Origin of the sequence: Streptomyces silvisoli (assembly GCF_029269905.1) — a bacterium.
GTDB classification, from domain to species: domain Bacteria; phylum Actinomycetota; class Actinomycetes; order Streptomycetales; family Streptomycetaceae; genus Streptantibioticus_A; species Streptantibioticus_A silvisoli_A.
In genome coordinates this window covers 62,657-82,644 of sequence record NZ_JARJBC010000006.1, presented here as the reverse complement: position 1 = coordinate 82,644, position 19,988 = coordinate 62,657, and the positions used below count along the sequence as shown (strand labels likewise).

Here is a 19,988-nt window from a genome sequence, read left to right as displayed (position 1 = left end):
AGCGCGGGCGACTGCCGCCAGGCGGCACCGCGAAATTCGAACGTACCCCCGTTCGGGGCCCTCGAACGGGGCTGGCGAAGCGTAGCGTTCTGGTGAGAACCGTTTCCGCAGCCGTGTTGCCGCGGACAATAGGGACATGAGTCATCTGGGGGAGCGGCACCACCACGACGACACATGGTGGCGGCGGCTCTACGACGACGAAGGGACAGCGGACCTGCCCGGCGCACCGCCGGACGGTTCGCTGGACGAGCACTTCGCCACCGTACGGCGGGCCTTCCTGGGCCCGCCGGTACCCGCGCCACGGCCATCGGCGGAGGTCATCCACGTGGGGGACCGTCCGCCCACCTACGACGCCGAGCCCACCGCCTGGCCGTGCGCCGACCCCGAGCGACTGGACGACCTGCTCCCCGACACCGTGCTCGACGGCGCGCGGTACGGGCGGTTGACGGTGCGTGCCGTCTCCGGGCGCGGCGACTCCGCGCGCTACCGTGGCGCACCGCGCGCCGACGCCCTGCTCACCGCCCGGTTCGGCACCGGAGACGACGCACTGCTGTTCCTCGCCGTCGCGGGCGGCACCCGGGCCGCCGACGACGCGCCGCGCGCCGCCCACGACGCTTGCCACGCCCTCGGCAGCGCGGTGGGCCGCAACATCCCCCGGCTCGCCGAGGACATACGGTCGGGACAGCGCGGCGCGCTCAAGGCGGGGCTGCGCCGCCTCACCGCGCGGGCCTACGGAAGGCCGCACACCGACGGCGAATCCCCCGTGGCGCCGCACGAGTTCGTGGCGTCGCTGCGCTGCCTGCTGCTGCCGCTGGACCCCGACTGCCGGACCCGGGTGTTCTTCGGTCTCGGCTCCGGCGGCCTGTTCCGGCTGCGCGACGGCCAGTGGCAGGACCTCGACCCGGACGCCGAACCCGAGGACGCCGGCACCCGGTTCCGGTTCCGCGCCTCGGTGGCACAGTGCGGAGATACGTTGCTGCTGTGCAGCGCCGGGCTCGCCGACCCGCTGCGCGAGACACCGGAGTTGTCCGAGCACCTCGCACGGCGCTGGGGCCGGGCGGACGAACCACCCGGCCTCACCGCGTTCCTCGCCGACACCGCGACCAGGGTCAAGGGCTACGCCGACGACCGCACCGCCGTCGCGGTGTGGGAGGGCTGAACCTCCCTGCGGAAAAGGGGCGTTGGGGGCTTGACCCCGCGAGGACCCGGCGCGACGGCGTGCGACGACCAGGGCACCCGCGGCGGCCCGCACTCAGGATCCGTCGGAAGGCCTCAGCCGCAGGGTCATGATCTGGAACGGCCGCAGCCGCAGTGCGATCCGGTCACCGTCCGCGGCGGCGGGCTCCCGTGGCTGCTCCAGGAGATCGGTGACCTCCGCCCGGGCCACCGGGAAACCCGCGGACAGTGTGGCGCGCGCCCGTCCGCCACGCGACTCGTAGAGCCGGACCACCACGTCCCCGGAGCGGTCGTCGGCCAGTTTGACCGACTCGACGGTGACCGCCGGATCGTCCACCGCGACCAGCGGGTCCACCGGCGCACTGCTGGCCGCCGGACGCAACGGCAGGTTGAGCGCCAGCCCTTCGGCCACCGCATCGCCGATCCCCGCCCCGGGCAGCAGCGCGTAGCGGAACCGGTGCGTGCCCTGGTCGGTCTCCGGATCCGGGCTGTGCGGCGCCCGCAGCAGCGTCAGCCGGACCGTGGTGACCGTCCCGGCCACACCGGAACCGCGGCTGGTGTCATGGCCGTACGTCGAGTCGTTGAGCACCGCCACGCCGTAGCCCGGCTCGGCCACGTGCGTCCAGCGGTGCGCACAGGTCTCGAACCGGGCCGCGTCCCAACTGGTGTTGGTGTGCGTCGGCCGGTACACGTGTCCGAACTGGATCTCGGACGCGGCCCGTTCGGCGTGCACGTCGAGCGCGAACGCGGCCTTGAGCACCTTCTCCGACTCGTGCCAGTCGACCTCGGTGGTGATGTCCAGCCGCCTGCTGCCCGCCTGGAGCGCGATGTCCTGCACCACTCGCGAGCTCCCGAACTCCCGTACCACACGCACCACCGCGCGCAGCGGCCCCGACTCGGTGAGCGTCACCGACTCGGCGGTCACCAGGTCGGTGTGCTTGCGCCGGTAGTGCCGGTCGATGTCCCAGGCGTCCCACTTGTTGGGGTGGTCCGGGTGGATCTGGAGCAGGTTGCCCCGGCTGCCGGGCGCGAGTACCTCGCGGTCCGCCACCTTGTCGTACACCGAGTTGAGCAGGCCGTCGGAGTCGACGGCCACCCGCAGCAGGTCGTTCTCCAGCACATGCCCGCCGGGATCGGCGTGCGCCTCCACCCGTACCCCGCGCGGCGGTTCGGCCGCCCCGGCCGCCCCCAGCGCGGGCACCTCGGCCCACACGGTGCGACCGTCGCGCAGCGTCACGGCCTCTGCGCGCGGGTAGGGCGCGGCGTTGAGCAGCACCGTCTCGCCGCCCGCGGCGGTGCCGCCCAGCGCCGCGACCGCACCGCCGATGATCCGCTCCAGCTCGGCGCGCACCCGCTCGTAGGTGTCCCGGGCCTCCCGGTGCACCCAGGCGATGGAGCTGCCCGGCAGGATGTCGTGGAACTGGTGCAGCAGCACCGTCTTCCAGATCCGGTCCAGGTCGTCGTACGGATAGGCGTACCCCGGTACCCGCAGCGCGGCGGTGGCCGCCCACAACTCCGCCTCGCGCAGCAGGTGTTCACTGCGCCGGTTGCCCTGCTTGGTCTTGGCCTGGGTGGTGTACGTGGCGCGGTGCAGTTCCAGGTACATCTCGCCGGACCACACCGGCGCCCGCTCACCGTATTCCGCCTCGGCCGCGGTGAAGAACGCCGACGGCCGGTCGACGGCCACCCGCGGTGACCCCTCCAGAGAACGCAGCCGCCGCGCCTTCTCCAGCATTTCGCGGGTCGGCCCGCCGCCCCCGTCCCCGTAGCCGAAGGGCACCAGCGAATGGGTCGCCAGTCCCTTCTCGGCGAAGTTCCGTACCGCGTGTGCGAGTTCCGAGGCGCGCATCTCGCAGTTGTAGGTGTCGACCGGCGGGAAATGGGTGAACACCCGGGTGCCGTCGATTCCCTCCCACCAGAAGGTGTGGTGCGGCATCTTGTTGGACTGGTTCCAGGACATCTTCTGGGTGAGGAACCAGCGGACCCCGGCGAGCCTGGCGAGTTGCGGAAAGGCGGCGGTGTACCCGAAGGAGTCCGGAAGCCAGATCTCCTGGGTGTCCACGCCGAGTTCCTCGCGGAAGAACCGTTTTCCATGGGTGATCTGCCGGGCCAGCGCCTCACCGCCGGGCATGTTGGCGTCCGATTCCACCCACATGGACCCCACCGGGGCCCAGTTGCCGCTTGCCACGGCCTTCTTGATGCGCTCCCAGATGTGCGGCTGGTTCTCCTTCACCCACGCGTACTGCTGTGCCTGGGAGCAGGAGAACACCAACTCCGGGTATTCCCGGGCGAGATCGGTGACATTGGCGAAGGTGCGGGACGCCTTGCGCACCGTCTCGCGCAGCGGCCACAGCCATGCGGAGTCGATGTGCGCATGACCGGTCGCGGTGAGCCGGTGGGCGCTGGCGTGTGCGGGACGGGCCAGCACCTCGGCCAGCTCGGCCCGGGCGGCCACCGCGGTACCGGCGACGTCGTGCAGGTCGAGCGCGTCCAGCGCGCTTTCCAGGGCGCGCAGGATCTCGTGGCGGCGCGGATCGTCCATGGGCAGCTCGTGCATCAGCTCCGACAGCACCTCGATGTCGAAGACCAGATGCCACACGTTCTCGTCCAGCACCGCCAGTTCCGCGGACCCGAACCGGTACAGCGGCGCGTCCCCGGCGGTGGTGATGTCGCCCAGCCGGGTCGGCCGGAAGTCCCGCAGCACCTGTGGGTTCGCCGCCGCCTCCAGCAGCAGCCGCACCGGCTCGCCGCCCGCCACCGGGGAGCCCACCGGCACCTGCCGGTTGCGCGGATGGACGCCCTTGATCGGCACGCCCTCCCAGTCGTAGACCAGCCCCTCCGCCTGGAAGCCCGGATGCACCCCCGTGAAGCCCGGATCGAGCAGCGCCTCCACCCGGCGCCCCGCCCACTCCTGCGGCACGGTGCCCTCGATACGGAACCAGCTGGTGGACCACGGAGCGCCCCATTCCGTGCCCGGCGAGAACGGCTCGTAGGCGGCCTTCAGCGCCTCCTCCACGGGCACCGGCTCGCCCCGGACGTGCCAGGCGCGCACCGTCATCGGGGTGCGCGCCGAATACACCGCGTCTTTGATGAACTGGGCGAGCGCCCGTTCCAGACGCCCCTCCACCAGCAAGCGATCGTCGTGCATCGCGGCTCCTCCCGCTGCGCCAAGCCGTCGGCCACCGCCGAAAGCCGTCCGCCATCGCACACCATTCCCAGGGGACCATTCCCCGTACCGGCGAGGCGACCCCCAAGGGGTCCGACAAGACATCCCGGTTCGGGGAGTGGACCGCGGCCGGTTGGGAATGCATTCGGCGACGCACGTTCGAAGGGGGACACGTGACGGGGGCCGGAGCGGAATCAATGGACCGACTGTCGGGGGAACGGGTGGCACGGGACGGCAATGTGGTGTCCCATGGATCACGGGGGTCTCGGATATCCCGGGGAAAGCACGCGGTACGCGGCGCCCGGACGCCCCAACGCAACACACACCGGCGGGAGTTGCGCCGTCAGCTACGGCGCGCCGACCTGCCCGCCGTAGGGGAGGTGCGCGCACTGCTGCGGGACCAGTTACGCCGCTGGGAGGTGCCCGGCCTGGTCGACACGGCCGAGCTGCTGACCAGCGAGCTGGTGACCAACGCGCTGGTGCACACGGATCAGGGGGCGGTGTTCACCGCGAGGCTCACCGGTGGTGCCGAGGGCCGGTTGCGGGTCGAGGTGCGTGACTTCAGCGCACGGCGCCCGAAGCCCCGTCAGGCCACCGACCACACGCCGTCCGGGCGCGGGCTGCTGCTGGTCAAGGAGCTCGCCGACGCCTGGGGGGTACGGGTGCAGCGGCTGGGCAAGACGGTGTGGTTCGAGCTGGCGGCGGCGTCCGCCTGAGCCGAACGCGACGGTCCCCGCGCCGGGTTGGCACGGGGACCGGGCTTAGGGGAACGGTTTCTGCGGACCGTGTCCCGCGCGAGGCGGGGCGGCCCGGGGTTTGCCGGAACCGATTTCGGCGGTGCGGACTCAGCCGAACTGCCGTTCAAGGTCCTTGAGTTTGGCCTCCAGCGAGTCCAGCCGCGGCAGCGCCTGGGTGTCGTCCTCGGCGGTCAGATCGACAACGGCGGGGCCGGATTCACCGGTGACGGGCTGCAGCGCCGGGCGGGGGCGTACGGGTAGCTCTGCCGCCTCGGCTATGACGGGCTCCGCAAGCTCGACCTGGGCGGCGGGCGTACCGCCCGTGGCCCCGGTACCGGTGTCGGGCGCGGTGGCGCCCTGGGCGGCCGGGGCGAGCTCCACCTGGCGGCCACCGCGATGCTGCCCCCAGCCCCGGTGCTGGCGGGCGATCGCCTTGATGCGGGCGCGCTCCAGCCGGTCGTGGTCGCGGCGGCGCCTGCGGTTGCGCTCCTTCTCCCGGCGGTCGTCGCGGACCTCCTCGACCGCCTCGTCCAGAGTTCGGACGTTCTCCAGCAGCATCAGCGACCAGGCGCGGTAGGTCTCACGTGGTGCGCGCATCCAGCGCACCATACGGATCTGCGGCAGCGGACGCGGCACCAGCCCCTGCTCGCGCAGCGCGGCCCTGCGGGTCTGCTTCAGCGCCCGGTCGAACAGCACGGCGGCCGACAGCGACATCCCGGCGAAGAACTCCGGCGCCCCGGCGTGGCCCAGACCGCGCGGCGCGTGCACCCAGTTGAACCAGGCGGAGGCCGCCGCGAACGTCCACACCAGCATGCGTGAGCCGAGCGCCGCGTCACCGTGGCTGGCCTCGCGCACCGCGAGCACCGAGCAGAACATGGCCGCGCCGTCCAGGCCGAACGGCACCAGGTACTCCCAGCCGCCGTCCAGGCTCAGGTTCTGCCGCCCGAAGCCGACCAGGCCGTGGAACGACAGCGCCGCCGCGACCGCGGCGCAGCAGAACAGCAGCACATACGAGGCGCTGCCGTACATCGCCTCCTTCTGCCGCCGCCGCTCCTCCCCGCGCTCCCAGGAGTCCAGTTGCTCACCTTGCGCCGCCTTGGCCCGGCGACCGCGCACCACCACCGTCCCCGTGGCCGCCAGAATCGCCAGTCCTACGGCGCCCGACAGCGTCCAATCCAGCGATATGTCCGTAAGTCTCATCTGTGGTGGTTCCCTTGTTTCGCTTGTGTTCGCGCTGCGCGCCATCCTGGCGAATGACCCGCGTTCCCGAGGCGGTTTCGGGACAAGAGAACGCCAACGAGCGGGTGTTTCCGGGAGGCGGTGTGCGAAGGCTCGAACTACCGAACGGAGTTAGGTGAGTTGAGGCAATCGGCCGCACCCTATCAGGTGACGCGCCATCATTTCGCTTGCCGTTCCGCTTTCGCTCCGGTGCGTTCGATCCGCTGCGCGTCGCAGGTGCGCGGGCAGGTGACGCAGGGGTCCTCGGGGCGCAGCGTGTAGAACAGGCAGCAGGTCAGCCGGTCCCGGGTGTGCCTGCGCGCCAGCGTCCGGAATCCGGCTCCACCGGGGTACGGGGGAGTGCCGCCGGGCAGCAGCGCGTCCAACTCGGCGACCGCGCGGTCCTCCTCGCCGAGCTGCCGGGCGACATGCCAGAGGCCCTCGGTGATCTCGTCGCAGACCATTCCCCACAGCGCGTGCGGCCCGCGCCGGGTGCGCGCCCGGAACGCGTCGAGCAGCGGCCCGACGTGCTCGGTGATCGCACCGCGCAGAGCCCCCCGCAGCGCCGCCGCGTCCGGTACGGTCACCGCGCCCGGCCATCCGGCCGCCGGATCGTCCGGCAGGCACACCAGGGCGGCGGAGCGCACGGTCATCCAGCCGGCCGTCCGGTGGAACGACACGTCGGCCAACCCCACCCGGGGCACCCTGCGGTGCAGGAACCACGGCACGGTGAACAGCAGGCACGCGGGCCAGACATAGCGGTGGAAGGCCAGGCTCGCCACCACATGGGGACGCGCCCGCGCGCCGTACTCCCGCAGGATCCCGGTCCCCACACCGGCCAGGAACTCATCCAGCGTGCTGCCGCACTCGGCCAGTCGGTGTGCCCCGAGCCAGCCGTCACCGGTGCGCGGCGGCTCCTCGGTGACCCGCAGCCCGGCGAGGACCTCGGCGAGACGCGCGTAGGACGCGGTGAGCGGCGAGCCGCGGCGGAGCATGGCCGAGGGCATGGGCGAACCGTCCTGACCAGCGGGCCGGACACGTCCGGCGGCGGAGAACCAGCTACAGAGATCCACGCAGGGAAGCCTTACCTTAGCTGAACCGCGTCCGGCGTGCCGCCGATGTGCGTCACCGGTGTCGAGTGGTGAAATAGGGGGCATTCGCCCGTACGGATGAATGTCGGTACGCCATGCGACAACACGTCAACGGGCTCATTGGACGATCGATCGACGCAGATGGAGGAGGCCCCGGTGGACCAGGGCGCGCGGCCGCGCACGCGCGGCGCCGGGGCGCCGGCACGGGTGCCGGGCCAGGGACGGCCGGCGACGCCGTCGGAGACCGGGCTCGAACCGCTGGGCGGCGCGCGTGGTGCGCGTCCGCACGACGAGCCGGGGCCGGTCTGCCCGGCGCGCCGTCTGCCGGAGCGGTTGTCGCTGCGCGACCAGGTGCTGCGGGGGCTGCGGGACGCGCTGGTGACCGGCGAACTGCGGCCCGGGGTGGTCTACTCGGCGCCCGCACTCGCCGAGCGGTTCGACGTGTCGGCCACCCCCGTGCGGGAGGCGATGCAGCAACTGGCCAGGGAAGGGGCTGTGGAGGTCGTCCAGAACCGCGGCTTCCGGGTGGCCGAGCGCACCGCGCGGGACCGGGCCGAGCTGGCCGAGGTGCGGGCACTGCTCGAAGTGCCGGTGATGCTGCGGTTGGCGCGCGGTGTGCCCGGCGAGCGGTGGGACTCGCTTCGGCCGCTCGCCCAGGCGGCGGTGGCCGCCGCGGCGGACGGCGACCGGGCGGCCTACGCGGAGGCGGACCGCGCCTTCCACGGCGCGGTGCTCGGGTTCGCCGGGAACTCCCAACTCGTGGTCGTCGCCGACCAGTTGCACAGGCGCGCCCAGTGGGCGCATACCGTGGAACTCATGGCTGACGCCCTGGAGCACGTGACCCTGCTGGACGCCCTCGTCGAGGGCGACATCCCGGCGGCCGAATCCGTGGTCCGCGGCCACTTCGCGTAACGCCTCCGGCGCGGCTCCTGTTCATGGCCGGTTCCGGTCGGCTCGGCACCGCCGGACTCCGCCGTCGTGCCCGCTCGCCGTCGCGGCGGGGCTTCTCGGGGGCGAGCCCGCACGCCCGCGAGCGAGGGAAATCGCGGCGAGCCGCCGAGTCGGCTCTGCCCGAAAGACCTACAGCGTGTCGCGAAGCCAGATCGGGAGGTCGCCGAGGAGGTGGAAGACGCGGGACGCCTCCTTGCGCAGGCGGGTGGATTCCGGCTCGGACTCCACCTGCGCCAGGGAAACCATCGCGGGCGGTGTGCCGATCAGAAAGTCCAGCTCCTCGCGGATCCGCAGGCATTCCGCGAATCCATAGCGCGCCTCGGCCAACTCCCCGTCCTGCAGGGCCAGTCCGGCCAGATGGCGCCATGTCGAGGAGGCCAGCAGACGGTCACCGTGCGCGGTGGCGCCCGCGTGCGCGCGCCGGAAGGCGAGCCGCGCGCCCGCCGGGTCGCCGGTGAGGTTCTCCGCGAGCATTCCGCGCCGGAAGTCCAGCAGCGCCCGGTCCGCCGCCCCCGGCGCCAGCAGCGCGGCGCTGCGGCCCAGTGCGGAGCGGGCCTCGTCGGACCGGTCCCGCACCCCGAACATCGTGGCCGTGTAGGCCAGTTGACCCCGCTCGCAGGCCGCGCGCCCGCGCTCCTCGTCGGTACCGGCCAGCGCCTCCGCGGTACGCAGCGCGTCCTCCGCCTCGGCCCATCCGTCGCCGGTGAACACGCACCGTTCGATCAGCAGCGCCGCCCGGCGCAGCGCGGAGTGCGGTGAGCCGTCGCCGTCCAGCAGTGCCGCCGCCTGCGCCCAGCGGCCGCGCGACCGCAGCCGCCACACCGCGGGCGGATCCGGGGGACCGCCGTGCGCGATGCCGTCGGTCTTGTGCGTCTCCGCCTTGGAGGCGTCTGCCACAGTCCCCTCCCGCGCGCCGTCGGTACGCGAAGTTCAGCACGGCACACGGCGCCCAGCAAGAGGGACGTCGGCGGTGTCCCCCGTATGCCTTACCGGCTCAACTCATGCGCAGCGCAAGGAAGAAGTCCACCTTGTCCTCCAGCCGGGACAGGTCGCGGCTGGTCAACTGCTCGATCCTGCCGATGCGGTAGCGCAGGGTGTTGACATGCAGGTGTAGCCGGGCCGCGCAGCGGGTCCAGGACCCGTCGCACTCCAAGAACGCCTCCAGGGTGGGGATGAGTTCGGCCCGGTGCCGCCGGTCGTAGGCGCGCAGCGGGTCCAGCAGCCGTGCGGTGAAGGCGCGCCGCACGTCGTCCGGCACGAACGGCAGCAGCAGCACGTGCGAGGCCAGCTCCTCGTGTCCCGCCACGCACACCCGGCCGGGCCGGGCGGCGGCCACCCTGCGGGCGTGCCGGGCCTCCTCGAGGGCGCCGCGCAGCCCCTCGGCCGAGTGGACGGAGGCGCTCACCCCGATCGTCAGCCGGCCGTCGCCGTCCAGGCCGCGCGCCAGCGGCGCTGCCACCGTGCGCAGCAGCCCGTCCGCGCGCAGCCCCACGGGCTCCGGCTCCTCCGGACCCGCGGCGGGCAGCGGCAGCAACGCCATCGCCTCCTCGTCGCTGTGCGCCACGGCGATCCGGTCGGCCGGGTCGGTGCCCGCCGAGGCCGGGTCGACCAGGATCTCCTCCAGCAGCGCCTGGGCCACCGGGCCGCCGGGCAGCTCGCCGCCCTCCCAGTCCACCCGGGCCACCACCACCTGCCAGTGCGGTGCCGCGCCCGCACCGGGCAGCAGCACCGGCGCGGCCACCCGCAACCGGGCCGCCACCTCGGCGGGCGGCGCGCCGGTCTGCACCAGTTCCAGCACCTCGTGCGCCAGGCGGCGGCGTACCGCCCCCGCCGCGTCCTGCCGGTCCCGCTCGACGGCGATCAGCTGGGTCACCCCGTGCAGCAGGTCAAGCCGCTCGCCGGGCCAGTCGCCCGCGTCCGCCTCGACCGCCAGCATCCAGTCGGACAGCACCGTGGCGCGCGGGTCCGTCTCGGCGCCCCTGATCGGGAAGACCGAAAAGACCCGCCCGGCGACCTGTACCCGGTGCGGTGCGGGACGCCCGGTCCTGGACGCCGCAAGATGTTCTCCGGCCACTTCGGCGCGGATCTGGTCCGGCAGCTGTGGCGCCGAGCCCGCGATGCGCCGGCCGGTGGAGGAGAGCACCCAGGCGCGCAGGTCCAGGTCGGTGACGAGCAGGTCGAGCACCGCGTCCGGCCCGCCGCCCGCCGGACCGGCCGACATCAGCCTGCGGTGCCGGTCCACCACGGCCGCCAGATCCCCGGCGCGCTCGGTGGAGACCTGCCGCACCACATGCTCGGTGATGGTCGCGAACGCCACCCGCTCGTGCACCGCGAACAGCGGCAGCCGGTGCCGTGCGCAGGCCGCCACCAGCTCCTGCGGCACCCCGCCGACCTCGGCCTCGCCCGCGGCCAGCGCGGCCACTCCGGCGGCCGCCAGTCGGCGCACGAACGGCTCGCAGTCCTCGGAGCCGCGCAGCCAGGCCAGGCCGGTCAGCACCAGCTCGCCGCCGGACAGATAGCGGCTGGGATCCCGCAGGTCGGTGGTCATCACGCCGCGGACCGTACGGTCCAGCTCGTCCTCGCCGCCGAGCAGCCGCAGGCCCAGCGCCTCGGTGTCCAGCAGTGTGCGCAGCCGCATCGTTCTCGCCTTGTCTTGAATGACGCTCTTGTAATCCCGCGAGGTGGTGGGACCTCGCCTTTCAGAGGAATCTACAAGGTCCGGTGTCCGGCCAGCCAAGTGCTTCATGTTTTCGGTGACTGCACCCGACCGGTCGGTTCTTTGTGTACTGGGCCACAACACGTGAACACCACATGAACAAGCCCCTCGCGACCGTGCACCACCCGGCTCCTTCGACATCCGAGAAGAGACCCCCATGGACTTCCTGCGCCCCGCCAGTTGGGAGGAGGCGCTCGCCGCGAAGGCCGAGCACCCCACCGCTGTGCCGATCGCGGGCGGCACCGATGTGATGGTCGAGATCAACTTCGACCACCGCCGACCCGAAGCGCTCCTCGACCTGAACCGCATCGGTGAGCTGCGGGAGTGGGAGGTGGGCGAGGAGACGGTACGGCTCGGCGCCTGCGTCCCCTACACCCGGATCATCGAGAGCCTGCGTGCGGAACTGCCCGGGCTCGCACTGGCCGCGCACACCGTCGGATCGCCGCAGATCCGCAACCGCGGAAGTGTCGGAGGCAACCTCGGCGCCGCCTCCCCGGCCGGAGACTCGCATCCGGCGCTGCTCGCGGCCGGTGCCGAGGTCGAGGCGGTCTCGGTGCGCGGCACCCGGATGATCCCGGTCGAGGAGTTCTACACCGGCGTGAAGCGCAACTGCCTTGAGGCGGACGAGCTGATCCGCGCGGTGCACATCAGGAAGGCGGACGGGCCGCAGCAGTTCTCCAAGGTCGGCACCCGCAACGCCATGGTGATCGCGGTGTGCGCCTTCGGCGTCGCCCTGCACCCCGAGACCCGCACCGTGCGCACCGGCATCGGCTCGGCCGCGCCCACCCCGATCCGGGCCACCGCGGCCGAGGAGTTCCTCAACTCCGCACTGGAGGAAGCCGGGTTGTGGGACAGCGGCCAGATCATCCCGCCCGCCGTCGCCCGCCAGTTCGCGGAGCTGGTCTCCGGCGCCGCCAACCCCATTGACGACGTGCGCGGTTCGGCCGCGTACCGCCGTCACGCGCTGGGCGTGATGGCCCGCCGCACCCTGGGTTGGACCTGGGAGGAGTTCCGCGGAAACGAGAGGAGCGCACGATGCGCCTGACGTTCACCGTCAACGGCCGCAAGCAGGAGGCCGACGACGTCTGGGAAGGCGAGAGCCTGCTGTACGTGCTCCGCGAACGCATGGGGCTGCCGGGCTCCAAGAACGCCTGCGAGCAGGGCGAGTGCGGCTCGTGCACGGTCCGCCTGGACGGTGTCCCGGTCTGCGCCTGCCTGGTGGCCGCGGGCCAGGCGCAGGACCGCGAGGTCGTCACCGTTGAGGGGCTGGCCGACTTCGCCAAGCAGCGCGACGAGGGAGGATCCGCCTCGGGTACGTCACTGGACGAGGCCAAGCGCTGGCAGTCCAAGCCCGGCGAGGCGGGCACCGCCGCGCAGCGGCTCGCGCCGATCCAGCGGGCGTTCATCGACGCGGGCGCCGTGCAGTGCGGCTTTTGCACCCCGGGCCTGCTGGTCGCCGCCGACGAACTGCTGGAGCGCAACGCCTCCCCGTCCGACGAGGACATCCGCGAGGCCCTCTCCGGCAACCTGTGCCGCTGCACCGGCTACGAGAAGATCCTGGACGCGGTCCGCCTCGCGGCGGCCCGGAGCGAAGAGGCGGTCTGACCATGGGCGCGACCCGCACTCCCAGCAACATCACCCAGGGCAGCAAGGCCAAGGGCGGCATCGGCGAGTCCACGCTGCGCCCGGACGGCACCCTGAAGGTGACCGGCGAGTTCGCGTACTCCTCCGACATGTGGCACGAGGACATGCTGTGGGGCTTCACACTGCGCAGCCCGCACGCGCACGCCGAGATCAAGTCGATCGACACCTCGCAGGCGCTGGCCCAGGCCGGGGTGTACGCCGTGCTGACGTACGACGACCTGCCCACCGACGTGAAGAACTACGGCCTGGAGATCCAGGACACCCCGGTGCTGGCGCACGGCCGGGTACGGCACCACGGCGAGCCGGTGGCGCTGGTCGCCGCCGACCACCCGGAGACCGCCCGCCGCGCCGCCGCCAAGATCAAGGTCGAGTACGTCCCGCTGCCCGTCGTGCACGACGAGGCGAGCGCGCTCGCCGAGGACGCCCCGCTGCTGCACCCCGGCCGGGACGACCACCACGCCGGGCACGTCCCGCACCCGAACATCGTGCACCGCCAGCCGATCCACCGCGGCGACGTGGCCGCCGCCCGGGCCAGGGCCGACGTGATCGTCTCCGGGGAGTACGAGGTCGGCATGCAGGACCAGGCCTTCCTCGGCCCCGAGTCGGGGCTGGCGGTGCCCGGCGAGGACGGCGGGGTCGACCTGTACATCGCCACCCAGTGGCTGCACTCCGACCTGCGCCAGATAGCCCCGGTGCTCGGCCTGCCGCCGGAGAAGGTCCGGATGACGCTGTCCGGCGTCGGCGGTGCCTTCGGCGGACGCGAGGACCTGTCGATGCAGATCCACGCCTGCCTGCTGGCGCTGCGCACGAACAAGCCCGTCAAGATCGTCTACAACCGCTTCGAGTCCTTCTTCGGGCATGTCCACCGGCACCCGGCCAAGCTCTGGTACGAACACGGCGCCACCAGGGACGGCAAGCTCACCCACATGAAGTGCCGGATCGTGCTGGACGGCGGCGCCTACGCCTCGGCCTCCCCGGCGGTGGTCGGCAACGCCTCCTCGCTCTCCGTCGGCCCCTACGTGATCGACGACGTGGAGATCGAGGCGGTCGCGCTCTACACCAACAACCCGCCCTGCGGCGCGATGCGCGGTTTCGGCGCGGTGCAGGCGTGCTTCGCCTACGAGGCGCAGATGGACAAGCTGGCCGCCGAACTCGGCCTGGACCCGGTGGAGTTCCGCCAGCTCAACGCGATGTCCCAGGGCACCGTGATGCCCACCGGACAGGTGGTGGACTCCCCGGCCCCGGTCGCGGAACTGCTGCGCAGGGTCAAGGCGATGCCGCTGCCGCCGGAGAAGCAGTGGGAGACCGCGGGCGAGTCGGCGGACGTACGGGCGCTGCCCGGCGGACTGTCCAACACCACCCACGGCGAGGGCGTGGTACGCGGTATCGGCTACGCGGTCGGCATCAAGAACGTCGGCTTCTCCGAGGGCTTCGACGACTACTCCACCGCGCGGGTGCGGCTTGAGGTGATCAACGGTGAGCCGGTGGCCATCGTGCACACCGCCATGGCCGAGGTCGGACAGGGCGGCGTCACGGTGCACGCCCAGATCGCCCGCACCGAACTCGGCGTGACCCAGGTGACCATCCACCCGGCCGACACCCAGGTCGGCTCGGCGGGCTCCACCTCGGCGTCCCGGCAGACCTACGTCACCGGCGGCGCGGTCAAGCACACCTGCGAGGCGGTACGGGAGAAGGTCCTGGAGCTGGGCCGCGCCCGGTTCGGCTCGTACCACCCGGCCTGGGCCACCGCCGAACTCCTGCTGGAGAGCGGCAAGGTGGTCACCGACGGCGGCGAGGTGCTGGCCGATCTGGTGGACGTCCTCGAAGGCGAGGCGATCGACCTGGAGCTGGAGTGGCGGCACCGTCCCACCGAGCCGTTCGACCTGCGGACCGGCCAGGGCAACGGACACGTCCAGTACTCGTTCGCCGCCCACCGCGCGGTAGTCGAGGTGGACACCGAACTCGGCCTGGTCAAGGTGGTCGAGCTGGCGTGCGCCCAGGACGTCGGAAAGGCGCTCAACCCGCTGTCCGTGGTCGGCCAGATCCAGGGCGGCACCACCCAGGGCCTGGGCCTGGCCGTGATGGAGGAGATCGTCGTCTCGCCGGAGGCCAAGGTCCGCAACCCGTCCTTCACCGACTACCTGATCCCCACCATCCTGGACACGCCCACCATTCCGGTGGACGTCCTCGAACTCGCCGACGAGCACGCCCCGTACGGGCTGCGCGGCATCGGCGAGGCGCCCACCCTGTCCTCCACCCCGGCCGTGGTCGCCGCCATCCGCGCGGCCACCGGCCTGGCCCTCAAGCGGGTGCCGGTGCGCCCGGAACACCTCACCGGTACCTGACCGAAGCTTCCGGGCGGTGGCCGGTTCTCGTCCCTCCCGCCACCGCCCGGATCCGGCCGGTCCGCCGACCGGCGCAGTGATCCCGTTCGTCTCGGGCCGTCCCCCGGGTCGTGCAGGCCAAAGCACCTTCCCAAATCCCGCGCCTGGCGCGGGTGCCCCTGTGAACCTTGGGAGTTGGACTCATGACCCAGTCGCAAGTCGAGCCGACGACGGTCGCGGAGGAGGCGGGCTCCGGCTCGCGCATCCCCTCCGGCCGCTCGTGGCTCGATCGCTACTTCCACATCTCCGATCGCAACTCGACCGTGGCCCGAGAGGTCCGTGGAGGTCTGACGACCTTCATGGCGATGGCCTACATCCTGCTGCTCAACCCGCTGATCCTGTCCGGGGCGGACATCAGCGGCCACCGGCTCGGCCAGGCACCGCTGGTCACCGCGACCGCGCTGGGCGCCGCGGTGACCACCCTGGTGATGGGCTTCGTCGGCAAGGTCCCGCTCGCCCTCGCCGCCGGGCTGAGCGTCTCGGGCGTGATGTCCACCCAGGTGGTGCCCAACATGACCTGGCCGCAGGCGATGGGCATGTGCGTGATCTACGGGGCGGTGATCGTCCTGCTGGTGGTCTCCGGACTCCGCGAGATGATCATGAACGCCATCCCGCTGCCGCTCAAGCACGCGATCACCATCGGCATCGGCATGTTCATCGCGCTGATCGGCCTGGTGCACGCGGGCTTCGTCGGCGTCGGCAGCGCGGACGCCCCGGTGACGCTGGGCGCCGGCGGGCATCTCACCGGCTGGCCGGTGCTGATCTTCGCCGTGACGCTGCTGCTGATCTTCGCCCTCCAGGCCAGGAAGGTCCCCGGCGCGATCCTCATCGGCATCATGGCCGGCACCGTGATCGCGGTGGTCGTGCAGGCGGTGGCGGGCCTGGGGGCCAAGGCGTGGGGCTACGCGGTGCCCGAGCTGCCCAGGAAGGTCGTCTCACTGCCGGACTTCTCCCTGCTCGGCCATGTGGAGTTCGGCGGCTGGGGCCACATCGGCGGAATGACCGTCGGCATCATCGTGTTCACCTTGGTGCTGGCCGGGTTCTTCGACGCCATGGCGACCATCATCGGGGTTGGCACGGAGGCCGGGCTGGCCGACGCCAGGGGCCGGATGCCCGGGCTGAGCAAGGCGTTGCTCATCGACGGGGCAGGTGGGATGGTCGGCGGATTCGTCGGCGGCTCGGGACAGACGGTGTTCGTCGAGTCGGCGACCGGAGTGGGCGAAGGGGCCAGGACCGGCCTGGCCGGCGTGGTCACCGGCCTGCTGTTCGCCGCCGGGCTGTTCTTCACCCCGCTCGCCCAGATCGTGCCCAGCCAGGTGGCCGCCGCCGCGCTGGTGGTGGTCGGGTCGATGATGATGGGTAATGCCAAGCATGTGAACTGGAGCGACCGCTCGGTGGCGATCCCGGTCTTCCTGACCGTGGCGCTGATGCCGTTCACGTACTCGATCACCGCGGGTGTCGGCGCGGGCGTCATCGCGTACACGGTCATCAAGACCGCGCAGGGCAAATGGCGTGAACCCGGCGCCTTCATGTGGGCCCTGTCGGTCGTCTTCACCGTCTACTTCGCCCTTCACCCCATCCAAGGGTGGCTGGGCGTCCACTGAGGAGTGACACACCATGCTGGACATAGCTGAGGAGTTGCTGGGCTGGTGCGAGCGCGGGCGCCCGTTCGCGGTCGCCACGGTGGTCGCCACCGGTGGCAGCGCCCCCCGGCAGCCGGGCGCGGCGCTCGCCGTGGACGCTGACGGCACCGTGATCGGCAGCGTGTCCGGCGGGTGTGTCGAAGGAGCGGTGTACGAGCTGTGCCAGCAGGCGCTGGCGGACGGCGACGCGGCCGTGCTCGAACGCTTCGGGTACTCCGACGAGGACGCCTTCGCGGTCGGTCTGACCTGCGGCGGAGTGATCGACATCTTCGTCCAGCGGGTGGACCCGGCGGCCAGCCCCGAGCTGGCCGGGGCGCTGGCCACCGCCGCCGCCGGTCGGGCGGCGGCGGTGGCCAGGATCGTCAAGGGGCCCGCCGAACTGCTCGGCGGCACCATGGCGGTGGCGCCGGACGGCTCGTACCAGGGCGGCTTCGGCGATCCGGAACTGGACCGCACCGTGCGCGCCGAGACCGCCGCGCTGCTGGATGCCGGGCGCACCGCCACGGTGGAGGTCGGGGCGGACGGCAGCCGCTGCGGGGAGCCGCTGACGCTGCTGATCGAATCCAGCGTTCCGCCGCCGCGCATGCTGGTGTTCGGCGCGATCGACTTCGCGGCGGCGGTGGTGCGGATGGGGAAGTTCCTGGGCTACCGGGTGACCGTCTGCGACGCCCGCCCGGTGTTCGCCACCGAGGCACGGTTCCCGGAGGCCGACGAGGTCGTGGTGGACTGGCCGCACCGCTATCTGGACTCGCAGGAGCTGGACGAGCGCACGGTGATGTGCGTGCTGACGCACGACGCCAAGTTCGACGTACCACTGCTGCAACGGGCGTTGCGGCTGCCGGTCGCCTACGTCGGCGCGATGGGCTCGCGCCGTACGCATCTGCACCGGCTCGACCGGCTGCGCGAAGTGGGCGTCACCGAACGGGAGTTGGCCCGGCTGTGCTCGCCCATCGGCCTGGACCTGGGCGCCCGTACGCCCGAGGAGACCGCGCTGTCCATCGCCGCGGAGATCGTCGCCCACCGCAGGGGCGGCACGGGCGTACCGCTGACGGGCGCCCACACCCCCATCCACCACGACGTGCCCCGCACCGTCCACTCGGTGGCGTGAGACCGCGGACGGCTCCCGCCGCGCCGGTGGCGGCCCCACTCGGCTGACCCGGTGGTGCCGGACTCACCGCAACACCGGAAACCGAACCCGCAGCACCGCCCCGCCGCCAGGGGCGTTGCCCGCCTCGGCGGTGGTGCCGTGCGCGTGGGCCACCTGCTGGACGATGGCCAGGCCAAGGCCCGAGCCGGGCAGGCCGCGTGCCGACTGGGACCGGTAGAAGCGGTCGAAGACATACGGAAGGTCATCTTCGGTAAATCCGGGGCCATGGTCCCGGACAGTCAACTCGCCGTCCACGAGCCGGACTTCGACCCCGGCTCCCGGCGGGGAGAACTTGGCCGCGTTGCCCAGCAGATTGGTGACCGCCCGCGCCAGCCGCGCCGGAACCCCGCGTACCACGCACGGCTCCAGCTCCGCCGAGAACGGCGTCGCGGGCCAGTGGCGGCGGGCCGCCGCGGCACAGTGCCCGACGATCTCGTCCAGCCGTACGTCCTCCGGCTCACCGGACGTCTCATCGCCCCGGGCCAGTTCGATCACATCGTCAACGAGCCCGCTCATCTCGGTGATCTGCGCGGACAGCGCACCGTTCACCCGCTGCCGCTGCTCACCCGTCAGCTCGTGCGAGAGCAGCGCGATGTTGGTGCGCAACCCGGTGAGCGGGGTGCGCAGTTCGTGCGAGGCGTCCGCGACGATCTGCCGCCGGGCGTCCAGCGCCTGCTCCAACTCGCCCAGCATCACGTTGAAACTGCCCGCCAACCGCGACAACTCGTCCCGCCCCGGCACCTCGATGCGGTGCCGCGGGTCACGGGTGGCCGCGATGGTCTCCGCGGTCCTGGTCAGCCGGGCCACCGGACGCAGCCCGGTGCGGGCCACCGCGTAGCCGAGCACCGCGGCGAGAACCGCGCCCGCCGCGCCGATCACCACCAGCGCCACCGCGATCCGCCGCTCACTGTGCTGGATCGAGTCGGTCCGCATCGACACCTGCACCGCCCGGCCCGGCCCGGCCGGGGCGAGATAGCTGCGGAACGGCAGACCGTGGAAGGCCGAGTCGGAGAAGTACGCACCGCGCTCGCCCCTGGCCACCGCCACCGCGCCGGGCACCACCGGCGGTACGTACGGATCGGAGGCGGGCGCGGGCGTCACCGTGCCGTCGGAGCGGATCACCTGGACGCAGTCGGGGGAGCCGAGCCATGCGCACTCACCGCCCGGCGGCGCGGCCCCGGCCCGTATCTGCGGCACCACCCGGTTGGACTCGCGGATCAGGCCGAGGTTCAGCTCCCGGCCGAGCTGCTGCCCGACGGCGATGTACGCCGCCCAGCAGACCCCCGCCGCGACCGCGGCGACGGCCAGCGCGGTGGCCACCGCCAACCTCAGCCGCAGCGGAGCATGTCGCCGCTCCCCGCGCCGGGCCTCAGACACTGCGGCGCTCGCTCAGCAGATATCCGACGCCGCGCACGGTATGGACGATCCGCGGCTCGCCGCCCTCCTCCAGCTTGCGGCGCAGATATCCCACGTACACCTCAAGAGAGTTGGACGACGGCCCGAAGTCGTATCCCCACACCCGGTCGGTGATCACATCCCGGGTCAGCACCTGTCCGGCGTTGGTCATCAGCAGCTCAAGCAGCGCCGCTTCGGTGCGCGTGAAGTCGATGGTCCGCCCACCGCGCCGGGCGCGCCGGGTGCGGGTGTCCAGCACCAGGTCGCCGAAGCCCAGTTCGTCCGGCAGCTCCGCGGCGGGCTCCGGCCTGGCGCGGCGCAGCAACGCCCTGACCCGCGCGATGAGTTCGTCCAGGTCGAACGGCTTGGGCAGGTAGTCGTCCGCGCCCGCGTCCAGCCCGTCGATCCGGTCGGCCACCGCCGAGCGGGCGGTGAGCATCAGGATCGGCGTTCGGTCCCCGTCCGCGCGGACCCGACGGCAGACGGTCAGCCCGTCGAGCCCCGGCAGCATCACGTCGAGCAGTACGACATCGGGGGCGGTGGTACGGATCCGCTCCAGGCCGAGCAGGCCGTCACCGACCGCCACCACCTGGTAGCCGTGCACTTCCAACGCGGTGGTGAGGGCCTGGGCCAGGGTCGTGTCGTCCTCGACGACGAGCGCGAGCGCGCTCTCGGCCACCTGCGGCATCGGTCCTCCTGCGGTTGGTTTCAGCCCAAAAG

Annotated in this window: 15 protein-coding genes; 8 read left to right on the top strand and 7 right to left on the bottom strand. The window is 72.4% G+C overall.

Features of this window, described 5'->3' with window-relative positions:
* Positions 1-136: 136 nt before the first annotated feature.
* The gene (locus tag P3G67_RS12065; protein WP_276093454.1) at positions 137-1,159 is read left to right on the top strand and encodes a protein phosphatase 2C domain-containing protein; all 1,023 of its coding nucleotides are present in this window, start codon (positions 137-139) and stop codon (positions 1,157-1,159) included.
* A 93-nt stretch (positions 1,160-1,252) separates the two neighbouring features.
* Here P3G67_RS12065 and P3G67_RS12060 read toward each other — a convergent pair whose 3' ends face one another.
* The gene (locus tag P3G67_RS12060; protein ID WP_276093453.1) at positions 1,253-4,324 is read right to left on the bottom strand and encodes an alpha-mannosidase; all 3,072 of its coding nucleotides are present in this window, start codon (positions 4,322-4,324) and stop codon (positions 1,253-1,255) included.
* A 215-nt stretch (positions 4,325-4,539) separates the two neighbouring features.
* On the opposite strand from P3G67_RS12060, the gene P3G67_RS12055 reads away from it, so the two are divergent.
* The gene (locus tag P3G67_RS12055; protein WP_269856466.1) at positions 4,540-5,058 is read left to right on the top strand and encodes an ATP-binding protein; all 519 of its coding nucleotides are present in this window, start codon (positions 4,540-4,542) and stop codon (positions 5,056-5,058) included.
* A gap of 129 nt (positions 5,059-5,187) precedes the next feature.
* Here P3G67_RS12055 and P3G67_RS12050 read toward each other — a convergent pair whose 3' ends face one another.
* On the bottom strand, positions 5,188-6,279 hold the full coding sequence (locus P3G67_RS12050) for a DUF2637 domain-containing protein (protein WP_276093452.1): 1,092 nt from the start codon (positions 6,277-6,279) through the stop codon (positions 5,188-5,190).
* Between the two features lie 197 nt (positions 6,280-6,476).
* On the bottom strand, positions 6,477-7,304 hold the full coding sequence (locus tag P3G67_RS12045) for a (2Fe-2S)-binding protein (protein ID WP_276093451.1): 828 nt from the start codon (positions 7,302-7,304) through the stop codon (positions 6,477-6,479).
* Between the two features lie 225 nt (positions 7,305-7,529).
* Here P3G67_RS12045 and P3G67_RS12040 point away from each other — a divergent pair, with 225 nt between their 5' ends.
* Positions 7,530-8,300 (top strand): GntR family transcriptional regulator, encoded by a 771-nt coding sequence (locus tag P3G67_RS12040; RefSeq protein WP_391858243.1) that lies wholly within the window; start codon positions 7,530-7,532, stop codon positions 8,298-8,300.
* A gap of 168 nt (positions 8,301-8,468) precedes the next feature.
* Here P3G67_RS12040 and P3G67_RS12035 read toward each other — a convergent pair whose 3' ends face one another.
* Together P3G67_RS12035 and P3G67_RS12030 are read right to left on the bottom strand one after the other, a co-directional pair.
* Positions 8,469-9,194 carry a hypothetical protein gene (locus P3G67_RS12035; protein WP_269856661.1) on the bottom strand — a complete coding sequence of 242 codons (726 nt, stop codon included), beginning with the start codon at positions 9,192-9,194 and terminating at the stop codon, positions 8,469-8,471.
* A 139-nt stretch (positions 9,195-9,333) separates the two neighbouring features.
* The gene (locus P3G67_RS12030) at positions 9,334-10,977 is read right to left on the bottom strand and encodes a PucR family transcriptional regulator (protein WP_276093449.1); all 1,644 of its coding nucleotides are present in this window, start codon (positions 10,975-10,977) and stop codon (positions 9,334-9,336) included.
* Positions 10,978-11,212: 235 nt separating this feature from the next.
* Here P3G67_RS12030 and P3G67_RS12025 point away from each other — a divergent pair, with 235 nt between their 5' ends.
* The 5 genes from P3G67_RS12025 to P3G67_RS12005 all read left to right on the top strand — a co-directional run bounded on the left by P3G67_RS12025 (position 11,213) and on the right by P3G67_RS12005 (position 17,834).
* Positions 11,213-12,100, top strand: coding sequence for an FAD binding domain-containing protein (locus P3G67_RS12025; RefSeq protein ID WP_269856461.1), 888 nt, complete (start codon positions 11,213-11,215; stop codon positions 12,098-12,100).
* The gene (locus P3G67_RS12020) at positions 12,091-12,660 is read left to right on the top strand and encodes a (2Fe-2S)-binding protein (RefSeq protein WP_276093448.1); all 570 of its coding nucleotides are present in this window, start codon (positions 12,091-12,093) and stop codon (positions 12,658-12,660) included. Before P3G67_RS12025 ends, P3G67_RS12020 begins: the two co-directional genes overlap by 10 nt.
* A gap of 2 nt (positions 12,661-12,662) precedes the next feature.
* A complete protein-coding gene (locus P3G67_RS12015) occupies positions 12,663-15,044 on the top strand; it encodes a xanthine dehydrogenase family protein molybdopterin-binding subunit (protein WP_276093447.1) in 2,382 nt (793 codons plus the stop codon).
* Between the two features lie 182 nt (positions 15,045-15,226).
* Positions 15,227-16,687 (top strand): NCS2 family permease, encoded by a 1,461-nt coding sequence (locus tag P3G67_RS12010; RefSeq protein WP_276093446.1) that lies wholly within the window; start codon positions 15,227-15,229, stop codon positions 16,685-16,687.
* Positions 16,688-16,700: 13 nt separating this feature from the next.
* Complete coding sequence (locus P3G67_RS12005) at positions 16,701-17,834, top strand: XdhC family protein (RefSeq protein ID WP_276093445.1); 1,134 nt, start codon at positions 16,701-16,703, stop codon at positions 17,832-17,834.
* Positions 17,835-17,897: 63 nt separating this feature from the next.
* On the opposite strand, the gene P3G67_RS12000 is transcribed toward P3G67_RS12005, so the two are convergent.
* Both P3G67_RS12000 and P3G67_RS11995 read right to left on the bottom strand, forming a co-directional pair.
* Positions 17,898-19,250 (bottom strand): sensor histidine kinase, encoded by a 1,353-nt coding sequence (locus tag P3G67_RS12000; RefSeq protein WP_276093444.1) that lies wholly within the window; start codon positions 19,248-19,250, stop codon positions 17,898-17,900.
* Positions 19,243-19,956, bottom strand: a complete 714-nt coding sequence (locus P3G67_RS11995) for a response regulator transcription factor (protein ID WP_276093443.1) — start codon at positions 19,954-19,956, stop codon at positions 19,243-19,245. The genes P3G67_RS12000 and P3G67_RS11995 overlap by 8 nt, the downstream gene beginning before the upstream one ends.
* Between the last annotated feature and the right edge of the window lie 32 nt (positions 19,957-19,988).

Coding starts and splice junctions, on each gene's coding strand:
- P3G67_RS12065 (WP_276093454.1), top strand. CDS start 137: ATGAGTCATCTGGGGGAGCGGCACCACCACGACGACACATGGTGGCGG.
- P3G67_RS12060 (WP_276093453.1), bottom strand. CDS start 4,324: ATGCACGACGATCGCTTGCTGGTGGAGGGGCGTCTGGAACGGGCGCTC.
- P3G67_RS12055 (WP_269856466.1), top strand. CDS start 4,540: ATGGACCGACTGTCGGGGGAACGGGTGGCACGGGACGGCAATGTGGTG.
- P3G67_RS12050 (WP_276093452.1), bottom strand. CDS start 6,279: ATGAGACTTACGGACATATCGCTGGATTGGACGCTGTCGGGCGCCGTA.
- P3G67_RS12045 (WP_276093451.1), bottom strand. CDS start 7,304: ATGCCCTCGGCCATGCTCCGCCGCGGCTCGCCGCTCACCGCGTCCTAC.
- P3G67_RS12040 (WP_391858243.1), top strand. CDS start 7,530: ATGGAGGAGGCCCCGGTGGACCAGGGCGCGCGGCCGCGCACGCGCGGC.
- P3G67_RS12030 (WP_276093449.1), bottom strand. CDS start 10,977: ATGCGGCTGCGCACACTGCTGGACACCGAGGCGCTGGGCCTGCGGCTG.
- P3G67_RS12025 (WP_269856461.1), top strand. CDS start 11,213: ATGGACTTCCTGCGCCCCGCCAGTTGGGAGGAGGCGCTCGCCGCGAAG.
- P3G67_RS12020 (WP_276093448.1), top strand. CDS start 12,091: ATGCGCCTGACGTTCACCGTCAACGGCCGCAAGCAGGAGGCCGACGAC.
- P3G67_RS12015 (WP_276093447.1), top strand. CDS start 12,663: ATGGGCGCGACCCGCACTCCCAGCAACATCACCCAGGGCAGCAAGGCC.
- P3G67_RS12010 (WP_276093446.1), top strand. CDS start 15,227: ATGACCCAGTCGCAAGTCGAGCCGACGACGGTCGCGGAGGAGGCGGGC.
- P3G67_RS12005 (WP_276093445.1), top strand. CDS start 16,701: ATGCTGGACATAGCTGAGGAGTTGCTGGGCTGGTGCGAGCGCGGGCGC.
- P3G67_RS11995 (WP_276093443.1), bottom strand. CDS start 19,956: ATGCCGCAGGTGGCCGAGAGCGCGCTCGCGCTCGTCGTCGAGGACGAC.